The organism is Paraburkholderia sp. (assembly GCF_028283785.1).
Classification (GTDB): domain Bacteria; phylum Pseudomonadota; class Gammaproteobacteria; order Burkholderiales; family Burkholderiaceae; genus Paraburkholderia.
Window position 1 is genome coordinate 83,753 of the sequence record NZ_JAPWKB010000011.1, and the last position, 22,703, is coordinate 106,455.

The following is a 22,703-nucleotide window of genomic DNA, read 5'->3' on the forward strand; positions in this document are numbered from 1 at the left end:
TTTCTGGTGTTTTTGCGGGTTCGTGGGCCTCGAACGGCCGTGGCGGTCACTATGCCACGGGCGCGCTGCGCGCGTGGCTCACGACAAGGGCAACGGTCCGGTCGCCTTCACTTCGCGCAGCGACAGCGACGATTCCACCGAGGTCACGCCCGGCAGACTACGCAACTGATCGCGCATGAAGGTGCCGTAATCGTCGAGATCGCGCGCGACGACTTGCAAGATGTAATCGGCGCTGCCCGACACGTTGTGGCAGGACAGAATCCGCGAAATCGCCTGTACTTCACGCTCGAAACGCGTCGCCACCGCGCGGTCGTGGACCGCGAAGCGCACGTACACGAACGCGATCACGCCGAGCCCGAGCGCGGGCCGCGACAGCACCGCGCGATAGTGATCGATATAGCCGTCGCTTTCGAGGCGCTTCAGCCGGCGCGCGCACGGCGTCTCGCTCAACCCGACCACCTCGGCGAGACGCGCATTCGACATGCGGCCGTCGGTTTGAAGCGCGGCGAGAATGGCGCGGTCGAGTTTGTCGAGGTCGGGCATGGGTAGGGGAAAGGCGAGGTTAATCTACACAGTGTAGCGGATTCCACCAATCCAGCGCAGCCGAGCCGTGAATTACGCCAGCAATCGCTCCGCATCCAATTGCAAGATAGAGCCTTCGAAACCGGGGGTTTTTATGATTTCCACGCATCTTCTGATCGTCTATATCGCCGCGCTGTTTGTCGTGTACGCGGTGCCCGGGCCGGACATGGCGCTGGTGATCCAGACCAGCATCGGGCGCGGCGCGCGCAGCGGGTTTGCGGCGGCGGCGGGGCTCGGTGCGTCGCGCGCGGTTCACGTCACGTTGTCGGCGTGCGGCGTGGCCGCGTTGTTGCGCAATGCGCCCTGGTTATACGAGGTGGTGCGCTATGGCGGCGCGTTGTATCTCGCGTATGTCGCCGTGCAGATTTTCCGCTCGCCCGTGTTCGCGTTGCCGTCCGGTGACGACGCCAGCGCGACGCGTCATTCGCATCGCACCGTGTTCATCAAAGGTTTGTTGACGAACCTGCTGAATCCGAAGGCGTTGTTGTTCTGTTCGGTGCTGTTGCCGCAGTTCGTGCGTCCGGAAGCGGGGCCGGTGGCGTGGCAAATGGTGGAACTCGGCGTGGTGCTGCTCGCCATCGGCGCGGCGTTCGACGTGACCTATGCGACCGGCGCGTCGTCGATTTCGCGCTGGATGCGTGCGCATCCGCGGGCGCAGACGGTGCAACGCTGGACCTTTTCGGCGGCGTTGATCGGCTTTGCGTTGCGGCTTTCGATGGATTGATGCGATCGGCCGGATGCGGTGCGTGACGCGCGGCACGATCTGAGTGCGCGAAGGCACCGGTTCGCTACCGGTGCCTTCGCGCGTTGTCGTTTTCGACGCGGCGTTGGTGTTCGCGACGCGCCGGAAAGCCGGAGAACTTAGCGGCCGCCGAGGTAATCGAGCTTGCCCAGCTCGACGCCGTTGTGACGCAGGATGTCGTAAGCCGTCGTCACGTGAAAATAGAAGTTCGGCAGCACGAAGGTCAACAGATATGACGCGCCCGTGAATTCGATCGGGCCGCTGCGCATTTTCAACACAATTTCACGCTCTTCCGAGCCGTCGATCTGCGCGGCATCCAGGCTCTTGAGATAGTCGATCGTTTTTTGCAGGCGAGCCGTCAGCTCGTCGAAAGTCGTTTCGACGTCGTCGTACTTCGGCGGCTCGACGCCCGCGAGGCGCGCCGCGCAGCCTTTGGCCGTGTCGGTGGCGATATAGATCTGGCGCGTCAGCGGCAGCATGTCGGGGAACAGGCGTGCACTGGTGAACACGGACGGGTCGACCTGCTTTTCTGCCGCGTGGGCTTCGGCCTTGCCGAGAATGGCTTGCAGCGCGGTCAGGCCGCGCACGAGTGCCGGCACCGACGCTTGATACATCGAAATGGACATTAGACGATTCCTCGAATTCTTCGTTCGTGCGCATGGGGATTGCGCGAGTCAATGCAGCGGCTGGATCGCCGCTTCAGCATCATAGCGCGACCCGCAACGGGTCGTAGCTGGCCATTCGGCCGACTGCCGCACACTCCGGAACTGTGTTCGAATCGAATGGTCGGACGGGTTGACGACGCGCATCCGTGCAAGCTTCCGCGCGACGTTCTAGCCGCTTCACCCGTTTCATCGCGCGAAATCCGCGCAGCACCACGGAGTGTCGAAACCATGAGCAAGCATCTCCTGCCCGGCAGTGAGCGGGCCATCGCAGCGGGTTCGAAAGTGGTCGGCGCATGCGACCCCGCTGAGAAGATCGAAGTCGTCGTCATGCTGCGGCGTCATGCGCAGCCGCAGTTCCAGGCCTTGCTCGACAAGCTCGAAGCGGGCGACCCCGCCGCAAAGCCGTTGTCGCGCGAAGCGTTCGCCCAGCAGTTCGGCGCCGCGCCCGACGACATCGCGAAGGTCAATGCGTTTGCGGCGCAACACGGCCTGAGCGTGGTGCGCGACGATCCGGCCGCAAGCCTCGTCGTGCTGGGCGGCACGGTTCAGCAGTTCCAGACCGCGTTCGACGTCGAACTGCATCAGTACGAACACCATTCCATTGGACGGTATCGCGGCCGCTCGGGCTCGATCAGCGTGCCGGACGACCTTCACGAAGTGGTCACCGCCGTGCTCGGTCTCGACAACCGTCCGCCGGCGCGGCCGCATTTCCGGATCAGACCGCCGTTTCGCCCGGCAAACGCGCGGCAGCAGGTGTCGTACACGCCGTTGCAACTCGCGTCGCTGTACGACTTTCCGGCCGGCGACGGCGCGGGGCAGTGCGTCGGCATCATCGAGCTCGGCGGCGGCTATTCGACCTCGGATCTCAACGCGTATTTCTCCGGTCTGGGCGTGAAATCGCCCACCGTAAAATCTGTCGGCGTCGATCAGGGCGGCAATCATCCGAGCGGCGATCCAAATGGCCCGGACGGCGAAGTGACGCTGGACATCGAGATCGTCGGGGCGCTGGTGCCGTCGGCAACGATCGCCGTGTACTTTTCGCCCAATAGCGATTCCGGCTTTATCGATGCCGTCAGCCGCGCGGTCCATGACACGACCAACAAGCCGTCGGTGGTGTCGATCAGTTGGGGCGGCCCGGAAACCGGCTGGACGCAGCAATCGCGCGACGCGTTCAACAGCGTGTTGCAGGCAGCGGTGACGATGGGCGTGACGGTCTGCGTTGCGTCCGGCGACAGCGGATCGAGCGACGGCGCGCCCAGCGGCGACTCGGTCGATTTCCCCGCGTCGAGCCCCTACGTGCTGGCGTGCGGCGGCACCAACCTGACCGCGAGCGGGCAATCGATCACGCACGAAGTGGTGTGGAACGACGGCGCGCAGGGCGGCGCGGGCGGTGGCGGCGTCAGCGCGGCATTCCCGGTTCCGGTATGGCAAAAGGGGCTGACTTCGACGGCGTCGTCCGGCGGCAAGAAGCCGCTGACCGGACGCGGCGTGCCCGACGTGGCCGGCGACGCATCACCGATGACCGGCTACGAAGTGCTGATCGGCGGCTCGACCACGGTGGTCGGCGGTACCAGCGCGGTCGCGCCGTTGTGGGCCGCGTTGATCGCGCGCATTAACGCAACGAACGGTCAGCCGGTCGGTTTCGTGAACCCGAAGCTGTACAAGACGCCGGGCGTGTGTCACGACATCACGCAGGGCAATAACGGCAGCTTTGCGGCGTCGGCGGGATGGGATGCCTGCACGGGGCTCGGGAGTCCTGATGGTCAGAAGGTGGCGGCAGCACTATAGTCTGACGGGTAACTCAGGCTTACCCGGCGCAATTCGAAAAACCATGGAGCGATCATGTCGAATCCCGATGCAGTGTCCGGCAGTCCGCAGTCGTCTCACAATTCGCACGTCTCGCCCGAACCCGTGAAAACGACCGCCGCGCCGGTCGAAAAGCCGGTCGAAAAACCAGCTGAACCCGCCGCGCCTGCCGACGCGGCTTCTTCGACCACGAAGAATGCCGCGACGGGCGCGGCCAGGACGCCACCGCCGCCTTCGTCGCGCGCCAGGGCGCCGGCCGGAAAATCGCGGAGTCCTTCCGGCGATCATCCTTTCTTCGATCCCGTCGCCTATGGCAACGGTCCGGACGATTCCGTCACCGATACCAGCGAAAACGCCGCGGTCACGCATCACACGACCACCATCGGCGGGCGCAAGATCAACTACACGGCAACGGCGGGCCATCTCGTCACCGTCGACCCGAGCAGTTCGTTGCCGAGTGCAAAACTGTTCTATGTCGCGTTCACCGAAGATGCGCAAAAAGAGGAATCGCGCCCGGTCACGTTTTTCTATAACGGCGGGCCAGGTTCGTCGTCGGTGTTTGTGTTGCTGGGTTCGTTTGCGCCGCGCCGGATCAAGACGTCGATGCCGAGCTTCACGCCGCCCGCGCCGTACGCGATGGAAGACAATCCCGACAGCCTGCTGGACAAAAGTGATCTGGTCTTCGTCAATCCTGTCGGAACCGGTTATTCGGCCGCGATCGCGCCGCACAAGAACCGCGATTTCTGGGGCGTCGATCAGGACGCGGATTCGCTGAAGCAATTTATCAAGCGCTTTCTGACGAAGAACAACCGGTGGAATTCGCCGAAGTTTCTGTTCGGCGAGTCGTACGGCACGGCGCGCAGTTGCGTGCTGGCGTACCGGTTGCACGAAGACGGCGTCGATCTGAACGGCATCACGCTGCAATCGTCGATCCTCGATTACACGCAGGCGGGCAATCCGGTCGGCGCGTTGCCAACCGCTGCCGCCGACGCGTGGTATCACAAGAAGCTCGGCATCGCGCCGCGTCCCACCGATCTCGGCGCATTCGCGGAAGAGGTCGCGCAGTTCGCCCGCACCGACTACATCGCCGCGCTGCGCAAGTTCCCGACCACGGATTCGTCGATCGTCGAAAAGCTCAGCGAATACACGGGCATCGACAAGACGACGCTGCTCGCGTGGAGCCTCGATATCGCCGCATACGACAGCCGCGGCAATTCGCTGTTCCTGACGAGCTTGCTGAAGTCTAAAGGCCTGGCGCTCGGTGAATACGACGGTCGCGTGACGGCCATCGAGACCGGCATCGCCGGCAAGATCGATCCGAATTCGGGCGGCAACGATCCGACCATGACGGCCGTGACCGGCGTCTACACGACGATGTGGAACGTGTATCTGAACGAGCAGTTGAAATTCACGTCCGACTCGTCGTTCACCGACCTGAACGACCAGGCGTTCCAGAACTGGGACTTCGGCCATATCGATCCGACCGGCGCGCAAAAGGGGCTGGACGCGAAGGGCAACGTCATTCTCTACACGGCCGGCGATCTTGCAGCGGTAATGGCGTTGAACACGGATCTGAAAGTGCTGTCGGCGAACGGTTTCTACGACTACGTGACGCCGTTTTATCAAACCGTTCTCGATTTGCAGCAGATGCCGCTCGTCAGCCAGCAGGTGCGGCAGAACCTGTCCGCGCGTTTTTATCCGTCGGGCCATATGGTGTATCTGGACGGCGGATCGCGCACGGCGTTGAAGGCGGATCTGGCGTCGATGTATGAAGCGGCGGTGTCGAACGGCGAAGCCATGAGCCGGATTCGTGCATTGCAGGCACGTCGCGCAAGTTGATCGGAAACGTTGACGTGTTATCTGGAATTACGACGCGCGATTGAGTCGTTTTGATGATCTTTGTCAGTGCGCGCGTCGTTTATTCCGGTCTGCAATTGGCATTCACCCGACTCCCATTTTTTGCTATTTTTTCGGTCAGATAATCGGGTAAAGTGTATTCGTGGTTTTTAAAGCGAGGTTTCAAAACGGTGCATTTTCAAGCGCCGTCTGTTATCCCGCCAGGACCGCTGCAGCGAAGGCAGGAGCGGCAGTGCGGCATCGCAATTTCGGCGAGGTGCGTCATGACAAACTGTCGCATCGCTTTTGGGGGCGATGCCACCTATCCTTAAAACGAACAGAAATTCGAAGGGGATATTCAAATGATTGCCTTTTATCTGATTTTGTCCGCAGTAGCGTTAAGCGGCACTGCATTAATTAGCCGGGCGGCGGCTCAGGCGTCGCGTCAACGGGCGGCGCTAAGGCCTGTGCGAATCCGCGTGACTGACGAAGCCGCACGGCGTCGTATCCGCTAAGCCGAAAATCATGAACCTGTATGTGTGGAATATTGCCGAGTCGTGTAGCGAGCAAGAGGTTCGAGACTTTCTCGAGCACGAACTCGGCCATTACGCCAAGCATGTGTCGGTGAGCGACTCGGGCACGCCGCGTGCCATTGCAACCGTGGCGTTGAACGCCGAGGTGCCGTATATCGGCGAGGTGATCGCGCGGCTGGTGCAGGGCAAGCATCTGGGCGGAGTGGCGCTCGCGGCCGGCGCGGAACTGTTCGGCGCCGAGCCCTCGGGCGAATAGCACGCAGGTCGCGCGCCGTCGCGCAGAGAGTTCAGGCCGCGCAGACCGCACGCGTTATTCGGGCCAGTCGAACGGTGTGTAGGGCAAAGCCCGTTTGTGGCGCGTCGCTTCATAAAACCGTAGCACGGTGTCATACACCGCATCGCTGACGGGCTTGCCCTCCAGGAAGTCGTCGATTGCGTCGTAGGGAATGCCGTAGGCGTCCTCGTCCGGGCGTTGCGGACGCAGCATCTCCAGATCCGCCGTCGGCACCTTGTGCGCAATCGCGTCGCTCGCGCCCAATGCAATCGCCACCGAGCGAACGCGGCGCTTGTTCAAGCCGGCAAGCGGCAATACATCGGCGCCGCCGTCGCCGAACTTCGTAAAAAATCCCATCACCGATTCCGCCGCGTGATCCGTGCCGATCACCACACCCGAGTGCGCGCCGGCAATCGCATACTGCGCGATCATCCGTTGACGCGCCTTGATATTGCCGTGGACGAAATCCTGATGCGCGTCGCCAGAAAAGGCGGTGCCGCTCGCGACCAGCGACGCCAGCATCGCGTCGGCGGCGGGCTGGATATCGACGCTCACGCCGCGATCCGCGCGAATAAACGCGAGCGCCTGTTGCGCGTCGGCTTCGTCGCGCTGGATGCCGTACGGCAGGCGCACGGCGACAAACTGCGCGTCGTAACCGGCGCCGCGCAGTCGTTCGACCGCAAGTTGCGCGAGCCGTCCCGCAGTCGATGAATCGACGCCGCCGCTGATCCCCAGCACGTAAGTGCGCAGCCCGCTTTCGCGCAGATAGTCGGCGAGGAAGGCGACGCGGCGTTCGATTTCCTGGCCTGCGTCGAAATGCTCGGCGACGTGGAGTTCGTCGGCGATCAGACGCTGGCGGTCGGCACGGTCTTGCTGGGTCATGGGAAGGTCCTTGGCAATGGATTGAGATCGGCGATACCCAGACAAAATAGTGCGCAAACCGTCACGAGCGTGCAAGCAGAACGCCGACCAGTGCAACGACGAAACCGGCGATCTGCACCGGCAACAAGGTTTCGCCGAAACCGATAAAGCCCTGGAGCGCGGCAAGCGGCGGCGCGAGAAACAGCAGCGCGGTCGCGCGCGAAGCGTCGCCCCGGCGGACCATCCACACCAGCAGCGTCAAGCTGACGCCCGACAGCATCGCGATGCCCCACCCGAGCGAGATCCACAACACCGGCGACGGAATCCACCGATGCTCGCCGAGCGCCAGCGCGAGCAGCGCGGCGACGATGGCGGCGCCGGCATTCTGGATCGCGCTCGCGCTGCGCAGATCCGCTTTCGACAGCGACGTCTTCTGGAACAGCGTACCCGCCGTGATCGCGCCGACCGCGACAATCGATACGACAATCACGAGCCACGGCGGCGCGTTGCCGTGTGAACCGGTGGCGACCGCGCCGGGCAGCGCCGCCGTCGTCAATTTCGGCGTCAGCACCAGCGCGACGCCCGCGAGGCCGAGCGCCATGCCCGTCCATCCGCGTCCCGACAGCCTTTCGCCGAATAGCGGCGCGGCGAGCGCAGCGGTGGCCAGCGGTTGAAGCGCGCCGAGCAATGCCATTACGCCCGCGCTCATGCCTTGCGCGACTGCCCAGTAACCCGCGCCAAGGTACACGCCTTGCAGTAACCCGCCCGCGATCAGATGCTTGCCGATTTCGCGGCCGCTCGGCCAGCGGACGCGCGCGACGACGGCGGCCAGCGCGAACACGAGCGCCGTCCCGCCGAAACGGGCCAGCAGGAACAGATTGGGATCGGCGAAGGGCGTGATCGCGCGGGCGACCACGAAACCGGTCGACCACAACAGCACGAAAATGGCAGGCAGAAAGATGGCGGACATCGGACGGCGTCGAAGGAATGACAAAAGATCGCGGACGATCGCAAGCGCTTGTAGCGATACCGAAGTATCGCGATCGGCCGTCGGCGCGTCTTGTTCGAGCGTGCACTCGCGACGCGGGCGCGGCGCGTGCCGTGCCCGTGCTTTTGCTTAATCCCGTGCCCGTGCCCGGTGGCCGGTTTTCAGCTGGACGTGAACGCGACGTACGGACCGGTGCCGCCGCCCGTCGATGTCTGGCCGGTGAGGCCGTAGTAGACGTGACGTCCGTAGAAGAACGGCATGCCGAAGTCGAAGCTGCCGCTCATATAACCGCCGACGTTGTTGAACGCGCGATTGCCCGTGCCGAACTGCGTGCTCGCATTGGCGATATTGAAGCCGATCGTCGCGCCCGACAGATTGCTCGCGCTGATCGTCGCTTCGCGGCCGAGTGTCGATACCGGCGTGAAGAACGAGCCGGTGGAGGGAATCGACGCGTCCTGGAAGAACAGGCCGTTCGAGCCCGAGTCGAAGAACGCGTTGCCGGTGAAGCTGCGGCCGTTGTAGGTCGCGTTGAAGTTGCCGCCGTCGGTGGTGGCGAGCAAGGTCGCGCCGGTGCCGGCGAGTGCGTTGTTCGACCGCGTATCGATGCCGAACACCAGCGTGCCGGTGGCCACCGCGGTGCCCGAATCCGGTACCTGCGGCATTTCCAGGATCACACCGTTGTTGTCGGTGGCGAACCTGGCGACCGGATTCGTGACCTGGTTGCCGAGCGGCACGGTGATCCGGGTGCTTGATGTCGAATCCGTGGCGAAGTAATACCAGGCGAGCGAATTGGTCACGCAGGGCGCGCCGCAATCCTGACTCTTGACGCCCACGCCGAGAATGCCGTTCGCGCCCAGGTCCGACGCGCCGGCGATAGCCGTGTTGACCGCGCAGGCGGACGGTTCGGCGGGCAGGCTCGGGTCGGCGAGGATGTGGACGGGCAGATCGATGGCTGTTTCGTTGCCGATCCGGACGTCGGCGCCGCGCACGCTGCCCCACGCGTGGCCGCTCGCGAACACCACGCACTCGGTGACGGCTTTGCCCGACAGCGAGTCGGTTCTGGCTGTCAGCGCGCCCAGCGTGGCTGGTAGCGCCGATGCGAACACGCGCAGGCCGTACGAACCGGTATCGACCAGCACGTTGGAAATCGTCGTGCAGCTCGACGCGGCATTGCTGTTCGGCGCGCAGACCGTCACCTTGACCATCGGCTGGTCCTGGAAGCCGGCCGACGACACCGTGACCGGCACGGTATTGATTGCGCTGCTGCTGGTCGGCACCGCCGACGCGTTGACCACCGTCACCGAGCCGCTGTTCACCGCGTCGCCGCTCGTGCCGTTGCTATTGCTGCTGTTGCCGGTCGTGCTCACCGTCGACGAACTGCCGCCACCGCCTCCGCCGCAGGCCACGACGCCGAGACTCAGCGCAGCCGCCACCATCCATCCGGTTTTGCCCATTGTCATTCCCGTTTGCCTATCCGCTTGCTTATCCGTTTTCTTATCGATGTGTGCGCGAGTCCTGCGCTGCCGGCGTCGTCTGCTGGATCCGGCGCGCGCGAATTACTGGATATCGTCGACGCTGAGGCCTTGGGGCACCGCTGGCGGCAGGTACGCGCGGCCGTGGAATGCGCCCATATGGCCACCGGTTTCGACCACCAGTCCCGACTGACGGACTGCGGCCGGACCGAAGCCGCCGCCGCGCGCGGCCTGCACATCGGCGATGCCTTGCTTGTAGGTCGGAAAGTAGGCGCCGAGCAACGTGTCGAGCGGGGCGATGGTCGGGCCGTTCCAGACGATCGCGAACACGGTGCCGTCGTGGCCGACGTATTCGCTGACGACGGTGCCGGAAGCGAGCGTGGTCGTATCGACGGTGTAGTTCGACGCCGCCGCGCCCGATGTAGCCGCCGCAGCCGCAGCTGTGGATTTCAGCACGAGCCGTGTCGAAGGCGTGGTGCTGGCGGGATAGCTGGGCAGGCCGCCGAGTTCTGCGAATGCGGGTGTGGCGATACCGCCGCCGGTCGCGAGCGCGATCGTGAGCGCGGCGATACGAAAAGCCCTGCGTGTCATGGAATCCCCGATGTCTTGACGATGCGGCCGACGGCGGATTGTCTGCTCCGCCTGTCTGCGCGCGGCGAGTGCAGAAGCCACGCGATCTATCCATATAACGGCAGCCAGGTCTGAAAGTTCAGGCCCAATAATTCAGAACCGCGACGATTGCGCCGACCAGCATGCCGGTGATCGCGCACGCCCATAGCAGCGCGCGGGTGCGCCGCTGTTCGCGGATCAGGTCGTGGACGAGTTGCGCGTGCTGCTTCGTGCCTGCGGAATCGTGCTGATGCTGCAAATAGCGGACGGCCAGTTGCGGCAGACGCGGCAACATATGCGCGAGATGCGGCAATTCCTTCGATACGCGCTTGATCCAGCCATGCGTTCCGACATCGCGCTTCGCTATATCCGACAGGACACCGCGCGCGATATTCCATGTGTCGAGACCGGGGTGAAGCGCGCGGGCCAGCGTTTCCGCCTGCGAGAACGAGCGTTGTGCGGTGGCGAGGCGTTGCGGCACCGCGCCTTCGAACGGATGGACCGCGTGCAGCAGATGATGAAACAGCGCGCCTGCCGATCTTTCGTGCGGCTGGTCGGCGAAATGGGCTTCGCTGCGCATCCGCAATTCGGCTTCGAGCGATTCCGTGCGCGTGGACGTGGGCACATGGCCGGCATCGCGATGCATATCTGCAAGGCGTCCGTAATCCTGGTCGAACAACGCGGTTGCGCCGTGCACGAAAAACTCCCGCTCCGGTGACGACAACGTGGACATGATCGCGAATTCCGCGAGCACCAGCCGGCCCAGCGTGTCGGGCTCGATGCTGACGCGAACCCGCCGCGCGTCGAGCGTCGCATGGAAAAAGCCGTGTTCGAACGCCTGTTGCGTGACCACTTCGACGATGTGCGCGGCCAGCGGCGCGAGCTTCACGCGATGCGCGACAAGGCCGGGCAGATCCGCCGCCGACAGCGTGTCGATGCGCTGGATGGTCAGCGTGTGGATCGTGCTCAATTCCCAGATGACGTCCGGCACGACGATGCGCGCGTCGCCGTCGAAGTGATGGCCGGTCTGACTGAGGTTGGCCGCTTCGGCGCGCAGGTCGAAGCGGCGCAGCACTTCCTGCGTGAACGATTCGGCCAGTTCGCGCAAGTGCAGACGACGCGCGCTCGACGACAGCTTTTCGAGCCAGCGAGCGACCCAGCGCAGCAGCGCGGCTTCGTCGCCGATCTGCTGAAGCTGCGCGGCGCGCACCAGCTTGATGGTCACGTCGCGATGGCCGTTGACCGGCACGGCGAGGCGCGCGAGATGCGTCTGCTCGGCGAAACCGCTGTGCAGCGGGATCAGATCGATCGACTCGAACAACGCGGCGAGCGGCGCGCCGAACGTGCGCGTCAATACTTGTTCACATTCTTGCGGCGACAGCGGATCTTCGAGATGGCCGATCGCGTCGATTGCGTCGTGGAGCGTGCCGGTGGCGAGTTCCGGGCGACGCGAGACGGCTTCGGCGAACGTGGACGCGAGTGGACCGAGCGCGGGCAGGACGCCGTGCAGGCGGCCGCGGCCGTTGCCGGACGCGTGAACGCGTTCGATGAGCGTGGCGATCCATTGCAGCTTGTGGTCGGGCGGCGCCGCGAGCCAGAGCAGGCGGATGCCGTAGCGCAGTGCGTGGAACAGCAGGGACAGGCGGCGAAACAATGGCGGCATCGTGGGACCGCACGGTGGCGCGTGACGCACAGCGCGCGCCGGTCGTGCAAGTTTTGCATTGGGACGGACAGGTTAGCAGGGAAGGCGCCGCTGCGGGAGTCGTCCTGAAGGCATGCGTACTACAATACGGCGGCTTACGAAACCAAACAGTCTTGGGCCTCAATCGAGATGCTTGCAGAACAACGACATCAATACATCCTGTCGCAGGTTGCCAAAGCCGGCGCGTTGTCGGTGGCGGAACTGGTGCGCGAACTGAACGTATCGCGCGAGACGATCCGGCGCGATCTGAACGTGCTGGCCGGTCGCGGCTTGCTGGTGACCACGCATGGCGGCGCGTTGTCGAGCGAACGGCGCGAGCCTGACCTCGACACACGCGAAGCCGCGAATGCGGGCGCGAAACGCGCAATCGGCCAGCGTGCCGCCGAGTTCGTGCCTGACGGCGCATCGTTGATCGTCGATTCGGGCAGTACGACGCAGGCGCTGGCGCGCGCGCTGACAGACCGTCACCGGTTGACGGTCTATACGAACGACTGGCGGATTGCGCTGTTGCTGGGGCGTCGCAATGACAATCGGGTGACCTTGCTGGGTGGCGAGTTATCCGACATCGAAGACGCCACGTTCGGGCTGGATACCTTGCATCAGTTGCAGCAATATCGCGCGGATTTTGCGTTCGTCGGGGCGGGGGGGATTTCGCCGGACGGCTGGCTGACCGATTATTCGCGGATGGCGGCGGAAGTGCGGAGCCGGATGATCGCGTGTGCGGATATGGTGGTGGTGGTTGCCGATAATTCGAAGTTCGGGCGGGTGACGCCGGTGAGGATTAATGGTTTTGAGTCGGCCCGGTATCTGGTGACGGAGTTGGCGCCCGAGCGCGGGCTGGCTGAGGTTGTGGCGGGGCGAGGGTTGGAGATTGTTATTGCTGGGTGATGGTTTGGGTTTGGTTGCTCCTGGCGTGGCGTGCGCGTCCTGTATTCACGCTGGTTTGCCTGGATCGTCCCTGTGCGGGACCGCACCTACTTTTCTTTGCTCGCGTGTACAGACTGGAGACATGGTTGACACATGTACGGGGACATCGTTGACACCTGATGGTTACGGTTTTGTGGTCTTCAGGTCAAGTCTGGCGACGCGGTGATGGGCATACCAAAACTCATACACGCCGTCCGTATCGGGCTTCGGGCGCACAGCCACGCGCAGTCCCTTGAGCGCAACCGACAGGCGCAGCACCCGATCCCGGAAACGCACCACGCCGCTTGCATTGACCCGTAACACTTCATCGTCGGGGCTGTACTCGGGCTCCAGCAGCCGCTCGGGCATGGCTCGCTCGCTGGGCCTGTAACGCGTGAGCGGAGTGGCCATATCGAGCGCCTCGTGCGGACGCTCGGTGTTGTACACCTGGCGCCAGCGCTCGAGCTCCCGTTGCACATGGGCGTGCGTGGTGAACGCATGACGCTCGAGCACTTCGGCCTTCAGCGTGCGATGAAACCGCTCATCCTTGCCATTGGTCTGCGGGTGATACGGCCGGCTGTAGCTCACGCGGATTCCCAGCCTGATCAGCCATACCGCGAGCTCGGTGAGCTGCCGTGGGGCGCTGGGCGCCCCCGGGGGCGCGCCATTGTCCGTATTGATACGCACGGGCAGACCGTAGCAGCGGAACGCCCGCTCCAGCTCCGTGCGCACGACCTCGGTGGTGGTTCGCGAGCAGGCCGCCAGCACGATGTTGAACCGCGAGTGATCGTCCAGCACCGTGAGCGGGGAGCAGCGCCCCGTCTCCAGCGTCGCGAAATCGCCCTTGAAATCCATCTGCCAGAGCGAATTCGGATACGCATGTTCGAAGCGCTGCCAGTGCTGGCGCTGCGCGGACGCGTGTGGATGGATCATCCCGTGACGGCGAAGGATCTCGGTGATCGTGGCCGCCGCGGGAACGCCGGTCATGCCCAGATCGAGCAGGCGTCGCGCGATCTTGCGTCCGCCCCAGCCGTGCTCACGGCGCAATGCCAGCACGGCCTGAACCGCCTGATCGGGCGAAGCGCAGGGACTGTGATGCGGGCGTCGGGAGCGATCGGCAAGACCGTCGTCGCCTTCAGCCCGATGGCGCTCCAGCCACTTGTAGCCGGTCTGGCGGCTGATGTTGAAGCGCCGGCATAACTCGCTGAACGGCAACGAATGCTGGATAGCGAGGCAAACGAATTCCTGTCGGAGACTCATGGTGTCTTTTACGTTCCAGGGCATGGTTGGATCCGGGCGTTCGAGTGCCCGAAAGTGTCAACCATGTCCCTGTACACCTGTCAGCTATGTCTCCAGTCTGTACACTCGCGCAAAGAAAAGCAACTGTATTGAACGTCAAGCGGCAATGGGATTCCAGGGTGCGGAATCGCGCACCATGGCATTGAGCATGACGAGCAGACGGCGCATGCAGGCGGTGATGGCGACCTTGAAGGGTTTGCCGGCGGCGAGCAGGCGCGTGTTCAGCGCCTTGATGGTGGCGTTCCACCGCTGGCCGCTGATGCAGGCCATGTAGAGGACGCGTCGCACGGCGATGCGCCCGCCCGCGATACGGCGTTTGCCCTTGCGTGCGCCGCTGTCGCAATTGAACGGCGCGAGTCCGGCGAGCGAAGCGATTTCGCGGTTATCGAGCGAGCCCAGTTCGGGCAGAAATGCGAGCAGCGTGGCGGAGATGGTCGGGCCGACACCGGGCACGGAGCGCAGCAGGGCCTCCTTGTCCTGCCAGGCGGGACAGGCGCGCACGAAGGCGCCGATATCGAGGTCAGCGATATGGACCTGCTGGCTGAGCCACTTGATGTTCTCGCGCAGACTGGGGCGCGTGGCGGGATGGGCGCGTCGCAGGCGCGCTACCTCGGCATTGAGCATCTCGAGCAGTTGCAGGCGTCGCAGCAGCAAGGCCTGCAACTGCTGGGTGTGCCCGTCGGTGAGGGGGCGCACAGGCGGCTTGACGGCCTGGGCGTAGCGGGCGATGAGCAGCGAGTCGATCCGGTCGGTCTTGGCGCGCTGGCCGGTGGCGTGGGCAAAGGCGCGAACGTTGCGGGGATTGACTGCGACGGCGGGCAGGCCGGCCATCAGCATGGCGGACAGGACGGCGAGTTCGAGCTTGCCGGTGGCTTCCATGACGATCAGGGCGGGGTCGAGCGTGAGCATGCGCGCGACGAGTTCGTCGATGGCGTGGGGCTGGTTATCGACGCGGAAGGTTTCAGCGGTTTCGAGGACGGCGATATCGAGGAACTTGCCACTGACATCGATACCGACGTGGAAGGTAGAAGACGTGTTTTGCATAGTCATCGCGGCACCCATACTTGCGTGAATTCGAGCTTTGAGCTCAGTCAACTGTTCGGGTTCAGGGGATGAAAGAGGCAGCCGTTCCAGGCTTTTCTACGGGTTCGAAGACCCTGTAGGCGAAACGAACTGACTGCCTCTGTGACGAAGACTGATCAGGTCAGCGCCACGTCCTCAATATACAAGTAGGCAAAAGAAAGCGCGTTTACCTCGCGCTTCGTAGCGAGTGGCGTCTAGTAATTAACGGGTAGTGGACCGCGCACGATTTGAGTTGCCGCACCGCCTGACTTGGTGGCAAGGCAGTCATTAGTTCCGGCTGTTCGCTCCGCGACAGCCGACGGGCACAGCCCCGTCTTTATCTCTTAGCGCCATTCGCGCGCTGCACTCCGTCGGCCACAAAACCCACTTTCTTGGCATGCGCCGGTCTGGTCGCGCGCGCAAAATTCCTGGCAACCCGGAACGTCGAAACCGTCGTGAAGGCGGGTGAATGCCGTGGGGCAAACTGGGCTTTGGGCCGGACGCTGGAGTTGTCGTGAAGGTTGGCGAATCGCGTGGCGTGGACCGAGTTTTGAGCTGACGCCGGAACCGTCGAAAAAACGGGCGAATGGCGTGGCGAAAACCGGCCTTCGATCCGGGCGCCGGAACTGTCGAAGCGGCGGGCGAATGACGTGGCGCAAATGGGTTTTTGAAGCAGGCTACCGCCGCGAAGCGGGCGGGATGTGCGGGCGCGGACCACCAGGAAAAACGGCGCGGCAACTCCAAACGTGCGCGGTCCACTACCCGTTCTGAAAGGACGCCACTCGCTACGAAGTGTCGGTGTAAACGCGCTTTCTTTTGCCTACTTTTCTTTGCGCGAGCAAAGAAAAGTAGGTGCGGTCCCGCACAGGGACGATCCAGGCAGACCGACGTGAAACCGGGACAACAGACCAGACCAGACCCAAAACCAACGCCAACCCCAAAATCAGAAAAAACCCAGAAAAAAAAGCCAGGAGCAAACCTAAACCTTCACCCCCATCTCCACCAAAACCCTCCCGATCGCGGCAACCGCATCAAACATCTCATGGCTATCGACAGCCCCAATACACCCCACCCGAAAAGTCTCCACCACCGTCAGCTTCCCCGGATAAAGCACAAACCCGGCCTCCCGCACTGCGGCATAAAAATCCCCAAACCGCCACATCGGATCGCGCGGCGCGTGAAACGTGACAATCACCGGCGCCTGCACCTCCGCCCGCAAGAACGTCTCAAACCCCAACGCCTTCATCGCTGAGACCAACGTGTGACAGTTCTTCACATAACGCGCACCGCGCGCGGGCTGCCCGCCCTCGGCGATAAACTGATCCAGCGCCACCCGCAGCGCGGCAACCACATGCGTCGGCGGTGTAAAGCGCCATTGCGTGCTCTTCTGCATGTACGCGTACTGATCGTAGAGATCCATCGCCAGCGACGGCGAACGCCCCTCGCACGACGCCAGCAAATCGCGTCGCACAATCACGAAACCCATCCCCGGCACGCCTTCCAGACATTTGCCGCTCGCCGATATCAACGCATCGATGCCGCCCAGCCGCAAGTCGATCGGCAACGCGCCAAACGAACTCATCGCGTCCACGATCAACCGCTTGTCATGCCGTAAACAGACGGCGGCAATCTCGTCGAGCGGATTCAGCAAGCCCGCACTCGTCTCCAGATGAACCTGCGCCACATGCGTGATCCGCGGATCGCGCATAAACGCGTCTTCGATCGCGGCGGCAGTCACCGGTTCGTCCTCGCGCAATGCAAGTTCGACGTAAGCAATCCGCAACCGCTGCAAGATACGCACGATGCGGGCACAATACGCGCCGTTGTTCGGCACCAGCACGCAGCCCTCACGCGGCACCAGCGTGCCAATCGCGGCTTCGACCGAAAACGTCCCGCTCCCCTGGAGCGGCACACATACGTAATCGGCGCCGCCGTGCACAACATCCAGCAGATCGGTACACACCGTCTGTGTCATGCGGTTGAATGCGGCATCCCAGGATCCCCAGTCGCGCAGCATGGCCTGACGCGTCGCCGACGATGTCGTCAACGGCCCCGGGGTAAGCAGAATTGGATCATTTCCTACAATCACACGCCCTCCGTCTTCAGATGAATGCGCGCTCTCGCACATCCGTAGATTTGCATATTATTGGCGAATTGTGTCATTTGTTGGAAATGATAAAAATAGTCACGGCGCTGTCACGCAGACCTGCGATTCTTGCCGTGCCCCAACTGGCAAGGTATGCAGCGCGAACGGGCTGCGCGCTTTCGCGCCCGGCCGAAAAATGGCGCGATAAAGTTGTCAGCAATCTGGAGCCGTACCGGTATCTGCTTTGCCAAGGGCTGTGGGCATCACACGCAATGCGGCGCACGCGCCGTCTCGCCGTTCAAACACAACAGCGTTCGGGTCCCCCGACCGTCCGGTTTTTTAGCCTTACGGAGATAAGCGACATGACTAAGACGAATCACCTTCGCGCGACCACCGGTCTCGCCCGCAAACTGCTGCCGGCGCTGGTCGCCATCGCGGCATTCGGCGCGGCGCTGCCGGCGCAGGCCGCCGACGCCGTGGTGCTGTACACGGCGGACGGCCTCGAAAACCTCTACAAGGACGTGTTGCCGGCCTTCGAAAAGAAGGAAGGGGTGAAGGTCAACATCGTCACGGCGGGTAGCGGCGAGGTCGTCAACCGCGCCAACATCGAAAAAGACTCGCCGAAGGCCGACGTGCTGGTCACGCTGCCGCCGTTCATCCAGCAGGCGGATCAAAGCGGCCTGTTGCAGGCTTATCAAAGCGCGAACTACAAGAACGTGCCGGCAATCGCCAAGGCGCCGAACGGCGCATGGGCAACCTTCGTGAACAACTATTTCTCGTTCGCGATCAACCCGGAAGTCGTCAAGACGCAACCCAAGACCTTCGCGGATCTGCTGCATCCGGACTACACCGGCAAGATCGCCTACTCGAATCCGGCGACGGCGGGCGACGGCATGGCCGTGATCATCCTGACGACGTCGCTGATGGGCGAAGACAAGGCGTTCGACTATCTGAAGAAGCTCGAAAACAGCGCCAAGTTCCACACCAAGGGCACCGGCTATCTGGACGTGCTGCTGTCGCGTAACGAAATCTCGGTGGCGAACGGCGACCTGCAGATGGACCTCGACGACGCCGCCAACGGCGGTCTGTCGCTCAAGCCGATCTTCCTCGCCGGTGCAGCGGGCGGCCAGCCGACCACGTTCCAGTTGCCGTATGCGATCGGCCTGATCAAGGGCGGACCGAACACGGCTGGCGGCAAGAAGCTGATCGACTATCTGATGTCGACGGAAGTGCAGTCGAAGGTGCCGGACATCTTCGGTATCCCGGGCCGCACCGACGTCGCGCTGACGGGCAAGAACGGCGCAGCCGTGAAGGAAGCGATCGCGGGCGTGAAGCTGATTCCGGTCGACTGGAACCAGGTGATGGCGAAGAAGGCCGACTGGACGGCGCGCTGGAAGAACGATGTGATCGGCAGCTCGGGCAAGCAGCTCGACGTCGTGAAGCCGAAGTAATACGTCGTTTGCACTTTAACGTTGGAGGATGAATCCGGTGAATACGGCCAGTCTTGCTCATGCCGGCGCACTCGGCGCCAATCCGGAAGCGCCCGGCGCGACGCTTCAAGGCGCGCCGGGCGGCGTGCAGATCGAGCATCTGACGGTGCGCTTCGGTTCGCGTACCGTACTCGACGACCTGTCGCTGACGATCGAACGCGGCGAGTTGTTGACCGTGCTCGGCCGCAGCGGCTGCGGCAAGACGACGTTGTTGCGCTTTATCGCCGGCTTCATCGAAGCGGACGGTCTGTCCGGCAACCTGACGGTGGCCGGACACGACCTGACGCATGTGCCGCCGCATCGGCGCAATCTGGGTTTGCTGTTCCAGAGCTATGCGCTGTTTCCGCATCTGTCGGTGTTCGAGAACGTCGCGTTCGGTTTGCGGGCGCGCAAGACGCCTGCCAAAGACATCGCGCGGCGTGTCGCCGATGCGCTGAAACTGGTGCAACTCGGCGACGCCGGGCACGTGATGCCCGCACAACTGTCGGGCGGCATGCAGCAGCGCGTGGCGTTGGCGCGCGCGCTGGTGATCGAGCCCGACGTGCTGCTGCTCGACGAACCGCTGTCCGCGCTCGACGCCAATCTGCGCGCGTCGGTGCGTTCCGAGCTGAAGGCGCTGCATGAGCGTCTGCCGAACCTGACGATCGTCTGCGTGACGCACGATCAGGACGACGCGCTGGTGCTGTCCGATCGCACGCTGCTGATGCGCGAAGGCCGCATCGCGCAACTCGGCACGCCGCAGGAGTTGTACGACGCGCCCGCCGACGCCTTCGTCGCGCGGTATCTGGGCGCGGCGAACCTGCTGCCGCCGCAGGTCGCGTTTTCGATGGGCGACGTGCGTTACAACGAACGCGACCGGCTCGCCTGTCTGCGCCCCGAAGCGCTGCGGATCGTGCCGCTCGGCGAAGGGCAGTTGCACGGCGCGATTGCGTCGGTCGAATGGTACGGCGCGGTGCTGTCGGTGCAGGTCACGCTCGACGCGCTGCCCGGCGAGCCGGTGCTCGTCACGATGCAACGCGGCCACGGCATGATGCCGGAGAAGGGCGCGCGAATTTCCCTGCAATACGAGGCTGACGATGTCGTCCTTGTCCAACGCTAATCCGCTCGATCCAGGCACCGCCGCCGACGCCCGTCGCGCGGCCAGCGCCGCCGCGCATACCGCGTCGGTGCGCCGCCGCGAACGGCGCGCGCAATGGCATCTGCTGTTTCTCGCCGTGGTCGTGCTCGGACCGCTGGTGATCTATCCGCTGATCCGTCTCGTGCTGCTGAGCCTGACGGGCCCGCACGGCCTCGGCCTGCACGCGTATGCGAGCTTCTTCCAGAATCCGGAGACGCGCGGCGTGGTCGGCACGACCTTATGGATCCTGTTCGCCAGCGCGGGTCTCGCGTCGCTGCTGGGCGTCGGGCTGGCGTCGCTGCTGTTTTTCAAACCGTTTCCGGGCGCGCGGATCATCACGCGTTTCCTGGAGTTGTTCGTTGCGTTCCCGTCTTTTCTGGTCGCGTTCACGCTGATCTTTCTGTACGGCTCGCAAGGCTCGGTCAGCATCGGCCTGCAGCGTCTGTTCCATCTGGACAACCCGCCGCTCGATTTTCTGTTCGGCGTCGGCGGCGTGATTCTCGCGGAAGTCGTGTTTTACGCGCCGTTCGTCGTGCGGCCCACGCTCGCGTCGTTCGCGACGCTCGACATGCGGCTGATCGAAGCCGCGCGCAGTCTCGGTGCGAATAGCTGGATGGTCGCGTTTCGCGTGATCCTGCCGCTCGCGTGGCCGGGCATCGCCGCCGGCACCATTCTCTGTTTTCTGCTGACGCTCAACGAGTTCGGCATTCTGCTGGTCCTCGGCAGCGCACATCTGATCACGCTGCCGGTTGCCATCTACAGTTCCGCGACCGTCGATCTCGATCTGCCGACCGCGGCCGCGGGCGCGGTCGTGATGCTGATGATGTCGTTGTCGCTGTATGCGCTTTATCGTCTGGTGAACCGTCGCAAGCTTGCAGGAGCGAAACATGGCCGTTGATCTCGATCCGACCGTTTTGCCGACGATCCATTTGCGCGCCCGTCCGGTGCGACGCAGCCTCGTCGCGCGGATCACGGGTGGCGCGCTGCTGTGTCTCGCCGCGCTGCTGTGCGTGTGGCTGTTCGTTTTGCCAGTGATCGTCGTGGCGCTGTCGAGCGTCGCGGCGCACTGGTCCGGCACGATCCTGCCGAGCGGATTCAGCATGCGCTGGTTCGAACGTCTCGGTTCCGACGACTTCGACGCCGTCGCGACGAGCCTCGAAGTGGGCTTCGGCGTCGCGGTGCTGGGCACGATCGTCGGCATGTGGCTGGCGCTCGCGCTGGAAGGGCGCGACCGGCGCGGCCTCGGCGCCTTCGTCGACACGATCGCGATGATGCCCAACGGCGTGCCGAGCGTCGTGCTCGGGCTTGCGGTGCTGATCGCGTATCACAAGAAACCGGTCGATCTGTCCAGTTCGTGGGCGATCGTCGTGCTGGTGCAACTCGCGCTGGTCTTGCCGTTCTGCTATCGATGCGCCGCCGCCGCGCTGCGTCCCGAGTTGACGGTACTGCGCGAAGCCGCCGCGAGTCTCGGTGCGCCGCCGTCGATGGTGTTGCGCCGGGTCGTGCTGCCGCAACTCGTGCCTGCGATTCGCGCGAGTCTCGCGCTGGGTTTCGCGCTGTCGCTCGGCGAACTCGGCGCGACGCTGACGGTGTATCCGCCGGGCTTCGCGACCGTGCCAATCGTCGTGGTCGGCCAGGTGGAGCGCGGCTATTACCTGCCGGCGTCCGCGTTGTCGCTGATTCTGCTGCTGGTGTCGCTGGCGGCGCTGCTGGTCATCGCGGCGCGCGTGCCGCGCCGTCGTATCGACTAAGACGGGTTTTCAACCCGCTCTCTCTCTCTTTCATTCTGATTTGAGGTGTTGCGCCTCGACGGCGTTTCACCCATTTGAATGTGGCAAAAATTGTCGAAATGACCGAAAATATGCCAAATGCAACATCCGACGACACAGCGCAGGGCCGGAGTGTCCCGCCGGGCGGTGCGATCCGCGGGAGGCGTCGGCCGTCGCTGACGTCGGTGGTGCGCGACGAAATCGAGCGGCATATCGCCAGCGGCGCGCTGGCGCCCGGCGACAAGCTGAACGAAGCCGATTGGGCCGCGCGTTTGCAGGTGTCGCGCGGACCGGTTCGCGAGGCATTTCGCGCGCTCGAACAGTCTGGGCTGGTCCGCACCGAAAAGAATCGCGGCGTGTTCGTGCGGATCGTGTCGCTCGACGAGGCAGACGAGATTTATGCCGTGCGCGGCGTGCTCGAGGAAGCGGCCTGCCGCGCGCTGGCCGAGCGGATCGATGCGGCGCAACTGGCGGGACTGCGCGTGCAGATCGATGCGATGCGCGACGCGCTCGACGCGCACGATCAAGACGCGTATGCGCGCGCCAACGTCGCGTTTCACGACGCGATCGTGGCGGGCGCAGGCAACACGAAACTGTATGACACGTATCGGCGGCTGGTGGGCGAGTTGCGGCTGTTCCGTCGCGCGGCGCTGGGCGCGCGCGACGACACGATGGAGCGCTCGCTCGCCGAACATCGCGCGATCCTCACGGCGCTGGCTTCGCGCGACGCCGATCGCGCGGCGTCGTTGATGCACGCGCATGTGAACGGCGGTCGTCAGCGGGTCCACGAAGCGTATGAAGCACAGCAGGACGATCCGCAGCACGACCGCGCCCGACCACGCAGCCGCACCGCATGAAGCGCCGCCGTTTCGACGCGGCCGCAGTGAAGTGAACCAGTGAACCC

20 protein-coding genes are annotated in these 22,703 nt (G+C 63.9%); 10 read left to right on the forward strand and 10 right to left on the reverse strand.

All coding sequences use genetic code 11. The features are described from left to right. Positions 1–78 precede the first annotated feature (78 nt). Positions 79–543: an Lrp/AsnC family transcriptional regulator gene (locus PW947_RS11600; RefSeq protein WP_299631742.1), complete on the reverse strand. Its 465-nt coding sequence runs from the start codon at positions 541–543 to the stop codon at positions 79–81. Between the two features lie 133 nt (positions 544–676). On the opposite strand from PW947_RS11600, the gene PW947_RS11605 reads away from it, so the two are divergent. Beyond that, positions 677–1,306, forward strand: coding sequence for a LysE family translocator (locus tag PW947_RS11605; protein WP_299631743.1), 630 nt, complete (start codon positions 677–679; stop codon positions 1,304–1,306). Between the two features lie 137 nt (positions 1,307–1,443). Here the strand turns inward: PW947_RS11605 and PW947_RS11610 are convergent, their stop codons facing one another. Continuing rightward, positions 1,444–1,950, reverse strand: coding sequence for a DUF1993 family protein (locus tag PW947_RS11610; protein ID WP_299631745.1), 507 nt, complete (start codon positions 1,948–1,950; stop codon positions 1,444–1,446). A gap of 267 nt (positions 1,951–2,217) precedes the next feature. On the opposite strand from PW947_RS11610, the gene PW947_RS11615 reads away from it, so the two are divergent. The 3 genes from PW947_RS11615 (at position 2,218) to PW947_RS11625 (ending at position 6,420) form a co-directional block, all read left to right on the forward strand. Beyond that, positions 2,218–3,777, forward strand: a complete 1,560-nt coding sequence (locus PW947_RS11615) for a S53 family peptidase (RefSeq protein WP_299631747.1) — start codon at positions 2,218–2,220, stop codon at positions 3,775–3,777. A gap of 54 nt (positions 3,778–3,831) precedes the next feature. Then, a complete protein-coding gene (locus PW947_RS11620; protein WP_299631749.1) occupies positions 3,832–5,634 on the forward strand; it encodes a peptidase S1 in 1,803 nt (600 codons plus the stop codon). 522 nt (positions 5,635–6,156) lie between these two features. Then, positions 6,157–6,420, forward strand: a complete 264-nt coding sequence (locus tag PW947_RS11625) for an RNA-binding protein (RefSeq protein ID WP_299631751.1) — start codon at positions 6,157–6,159, stop codon at positions 6,418–6,420. A gap of 54 nt (positions 6,421–6,474) precedes the next feature. Here PW947_RS11625 and nadE read toward each other — a convergent pair whose 3' ends face one another. The 5 genes from nadE to PW947_RS11650 form a co-directional block, all read right to left on the reverse strand. Beyond that, positions 6,475–7,320, reverse strand: a complete 846-nt coding sequence (gene nadE, locus PW947_RS11630) for an ammonia-dependent NAD(+) synthetase (protein WP_299631752.1) — start codon at positions 7,318–7,320, stop codon at positions 6,475–6,477. Between the two features lie 61 nt (positions 7,321–7,381). Beyond that, the gene (locus tag PW947_RS11635; protein WP_299631753.1) at positions 7,382–8,269 is read right to left on the reverse strand and encodes a DMT family transporter; all 888 of its coding nucleotides are present in this window, start codon (positions 8,267–8,269) and stop codon (positions 7,382–7,384) included. 179 nt (positions 8,270–8,448) lie between these two features. Then, on the reverse strand, positions 8,449–9,741 hold the full coding sequence (locus PW947_RS11640; RefSeq protein ID WP_299631755.1) for a DUF3443 family protein: 1,293 nt from the start codon (positions 9,739–9,741) through the stop codon (positions 8,449–8,451). Positions 9,742–9,843: 102 nt separating this feature from the next. Next, positions 9,844–10,350: a DUF2844 domain-containing protein gene (locus PW947_RS11645; protein WP_299631756.1), complete on the reverse strand. Its 507-nt coding sequence runs from the start codon at positions 10,348–10,350 to the stop codon at positions 9,844–9,846. 118 nt (positions 10,351–10,468) lie between these two features. Further along, positions 10,469–12,031 carry an AarF/UbiB family protein gene (locus tag PW947_RS11650; RefSeq protein WP_299631757.1) on the reverse strand — a complete coding sequence of 521 codons (1,563 nt, stop codon included), beginning with the start codon at positions 12,029–12,031 and terminating at the stop codon, positions 10,469–10,471. A 168-nt stretch (positions 12,032–12,199) separates the two neighbouring features. Here PW947_RS11650 and PW947_RS11655 point away from each other — a divergent pair, with 168 nt between their 5' ends. After that, on the forward strand, positions 12,200–12,958 hold the full coding sequence (locus tag PW947_RS11655) for a DeoR/GlpR family DNA-binding transcription regulator (protein WP_299631759.1): 759 nt from the start codon (positions 12,200–12,202) through the stop codon (positions 12,956–12,958). A 162-nt stretch (positions 12,959–13,120) separates the two neighbouring features. Here PW947_RS11655 and PW947_RS11660 read toward each other — a convergent pair whose 3' ends face one another. The 3 genes from PW947_RS11660 to PW947_RS11670 form a co-directional block, all read right to left on the reverse strand. Beyond that, positions 13,121–14,260, reverse strand: a complete 1,140-nt coding sequence (locus PW947_RS11660) for an IS481 family transposase (RefSeq protein ID WP_299631761.1) — start codon at positions 14,258–14,260, stop codon at positions 13,121–13,123. A gap of 111 nt (positions 14,261–14,371) precedes the next feature. Continuing rightward, positions 14,372–15,319, reverse strand: coding sequence for an IS110 family transposase (locus PW947_RS11665; RefSeq protein ID WP_299630243.1), 948 nt, complete (start codon positions 15,317–15,319; stop codon positions 14,372–14,374). Between the two features lie 997 nt (positions 15,320–16,316). Further along, positions 16,317–17,423 carry a 2-aminoethylphosphonate--pyruvate transaminase gene (locus tag PW947_RS11670; RefSeq protein ID WP_299631785.1) on the reverse strand — a complete coding sequence of 369 codons (1,107 nt, stop codon included), beginning with the start codon at positions 17,421–17,423 and terminating at the stop codon, positions 16,317–16,319. A 362-nt stretch (positions 17,424–17,785) separates the two neighbouring features. Here PW947_RS11670 and phnS point away from each other — a divergent pair, with 362 nt between their 5' ends. The 5 genes from phnS (at position 17,786) to PW947_RS11695 (ending at position 22,656) form a co-directional block, all read left to right on the forward strand. Further along, complete coding sequence (gene phnS, locus PW947_RS11675) at positions 17,786–18,874, forward strand: 2-aminoethylphosphonate ABC transporter substrate-binding protein (protein ID WP_299631763.1); 1,089 nt, start codon at positions 17,786–17,788, stop codon at positions 18,872–18,874. Between the two features lie 37 nt (positions 18,875–18,911). Beyond that, positions 18,912–20,012 carry a 2-aminoethylphosphonate ABC transport system ATP-binding subunit PhnT gene (gene phnT, locus PW947_RS11680; protein ID WP_299631765.1) on the forward strand — a complete coding sequence of 367 codons (1,101 nt, stop codon included), beginning with the start codon at positions 18,912–18,914 and terminating at the stop codon, positions 20,010–20,012. Then, positions 19,990–20,928, forward strand: a complete 939-nt coding sequence (gene phnU, locus PW947_RS11685; protein WP_299631767.1) for a 2-aminoethylphosphonate ABC transporter permease subunit — start codon at positions 19,990–19,992, stop codon at positions 20,926–20,928. Before phnT ends, phnU begins: the two co-directional genes overlap by 23 nt. Then, the gene (gene phnV, locus PW947_RS11690) at positions 20,918–21,781 is read left to right on the forward strand and encodes a 2-aminoethylphosphonate ABC transport system, membrane component PhnV (protein WP_299631769.1); all 864 of its coding nucleotides are present in this window, start codon (positions 20,918–20,920) and stop codon (positions 21,779–21,781) included. Before phnU ends, phnV begins: the two co-directional genes overlap by 11 nt. Positions 21,782–21,879: 98 nt before the next feature. Further along, a complete protein-coding gene (locus tag PW947_RS11695) occupies positions 21,880–22,656 on the forward strand; it encodes a phosphonate utilization associated transcriptional regulator (protein ID WP_299631771.1) in 777 nt (258 codons plus the stop codon). Positions 22,657–22,703 lie beyond the last annotated feature (47 nt).

Excerpts from the sequence above, each read along its gene's own strand:
- PW947_RS11600 (WP_299631742.1), bottom strand. The coding sequence starts at position 543 with ATGCCCGACCTCGACAAACTCGACCGCGCCATTCTCGCCGCGCTTCAA.
- PW947_RS11605 (WP_299631743.1), top strand. The coding sequence starts at position 677 with ATGATTTCCACGCATCTTCTGATCGTCTATATCGCCGCGCTGTTTGTC.
- PW947_RS11610 (WP_299631745.1), bottom strand. The coding sequence starts at position 1,950 with ATGTCCATTTCGATGTATCAAGCGTCGGTGCCGGCACTCGTGCGCGGC.
- PW947_RS11615 (WP_299631747.1), top strand. The coding sequence starts at position 2,218 with ATGAGCAAGCATCTCCTGCCCGGCAGTGAGCGGGCCATCGCAGCGGGT.
- PW947_RS11620 (WP_299631749.1), top strand. The coding sequence starts at position 3,832 with ATGTCGAATCCCGATGCAGTGTCCGGCAGTCCGCAGTCGTCTCACAAT.
- PW947_RS11625 (WP_299631751.1), top strand. The coding sequence starts at position 6,157 with ATGAACCTGTATGTGTGGAATATTGCCGAGTCGTGTAGCGAGCAAGAG.
- nadE (WP_299631752.1), bottom strand. The coding sequence starts at position 7,320 with ATGACCCAGCAAGACCGTGCCGACCGCCAGCGTCTGATCGCCGACGAA.
- PW947_RS11635 (WP_299631753.1), bottom strand. The coding sequence starts at position 8,269 with ATGTCCGCCATCTTTCTGCCTGCCATTTTCGTGCTGTTGTGGTCGACC.
- PW947_RS11640 (WP_299631755.1), bottom strand. The coding sequence starts at position 9,741 with ATGGGCAAAACCGGATGGATGGTGGCGGCTGCGCTGAGTCTCGGCGTC.
- PW947_RS11645 (WP_299631756.1), bottom strand. The coding sequence starts at position 10,350 with ATGACACGCAGGGCTTTTCGTATCGCCGCGCTCACGATCGCGCTCGCG.
- PW947_RS11650 (WP_299631757.1), bottom strand. The coding sequence starts at position 12,031 with ATGCCGCCATTGTTTCGCCGCCTGTCCCTGCTGTTCCACGCACTGCGC.
- PW947_RS11655 (WP_299631759.1), top strand. The coding sequence starts at position 12,200 with ATGCTTGCAGAACAACGACATCAATACATCCTGTCGCAGGTTGCCAAA.
- PW947_RS11660 (WP_299631761.1), bottom strand. The coding sequence starts at position 14,260 with ATGCCCTGGAACGTAAAAGACACCATGAGTCTCCGACAGGAATTCGTT.
- PW947_RS11665 (WP_299630243.1), bottom strand. The coding sequence starts at position 15,319 with ATGCAAAACACGTCTTCTACCTTCCACGTCGGTATCGATGTCAGTGGC.
- phnS (WP_299631763.1), top strand. The coding sequence starts at position 17,786 with ATGACTAAGACGAATCACCTTCGCGCGACCACCGGTCTCGCCCGCAAA.
- phnU (WP_299631767.1), top strand. The coding sequence starts at position 19,990 with ATGTCGTCCTTGTCCAACGCTAATCCGCTCGATCCAGGCACCGCCGCC.
- phnV (WP_299631769.1), top strand. The coding sequence starts at position 20,918 with ATGGCCGTTGATCTCGATCCGACCGTTTTGCCGACGATCCATTTGCGC.
- PW947_RS11695 (WP_299631771.1), top strand. The coding sequence starts at position 21,880 with ATGACCGAAAATATGCCAAATGCAACATCCGACGACACAGCGCAGGGC.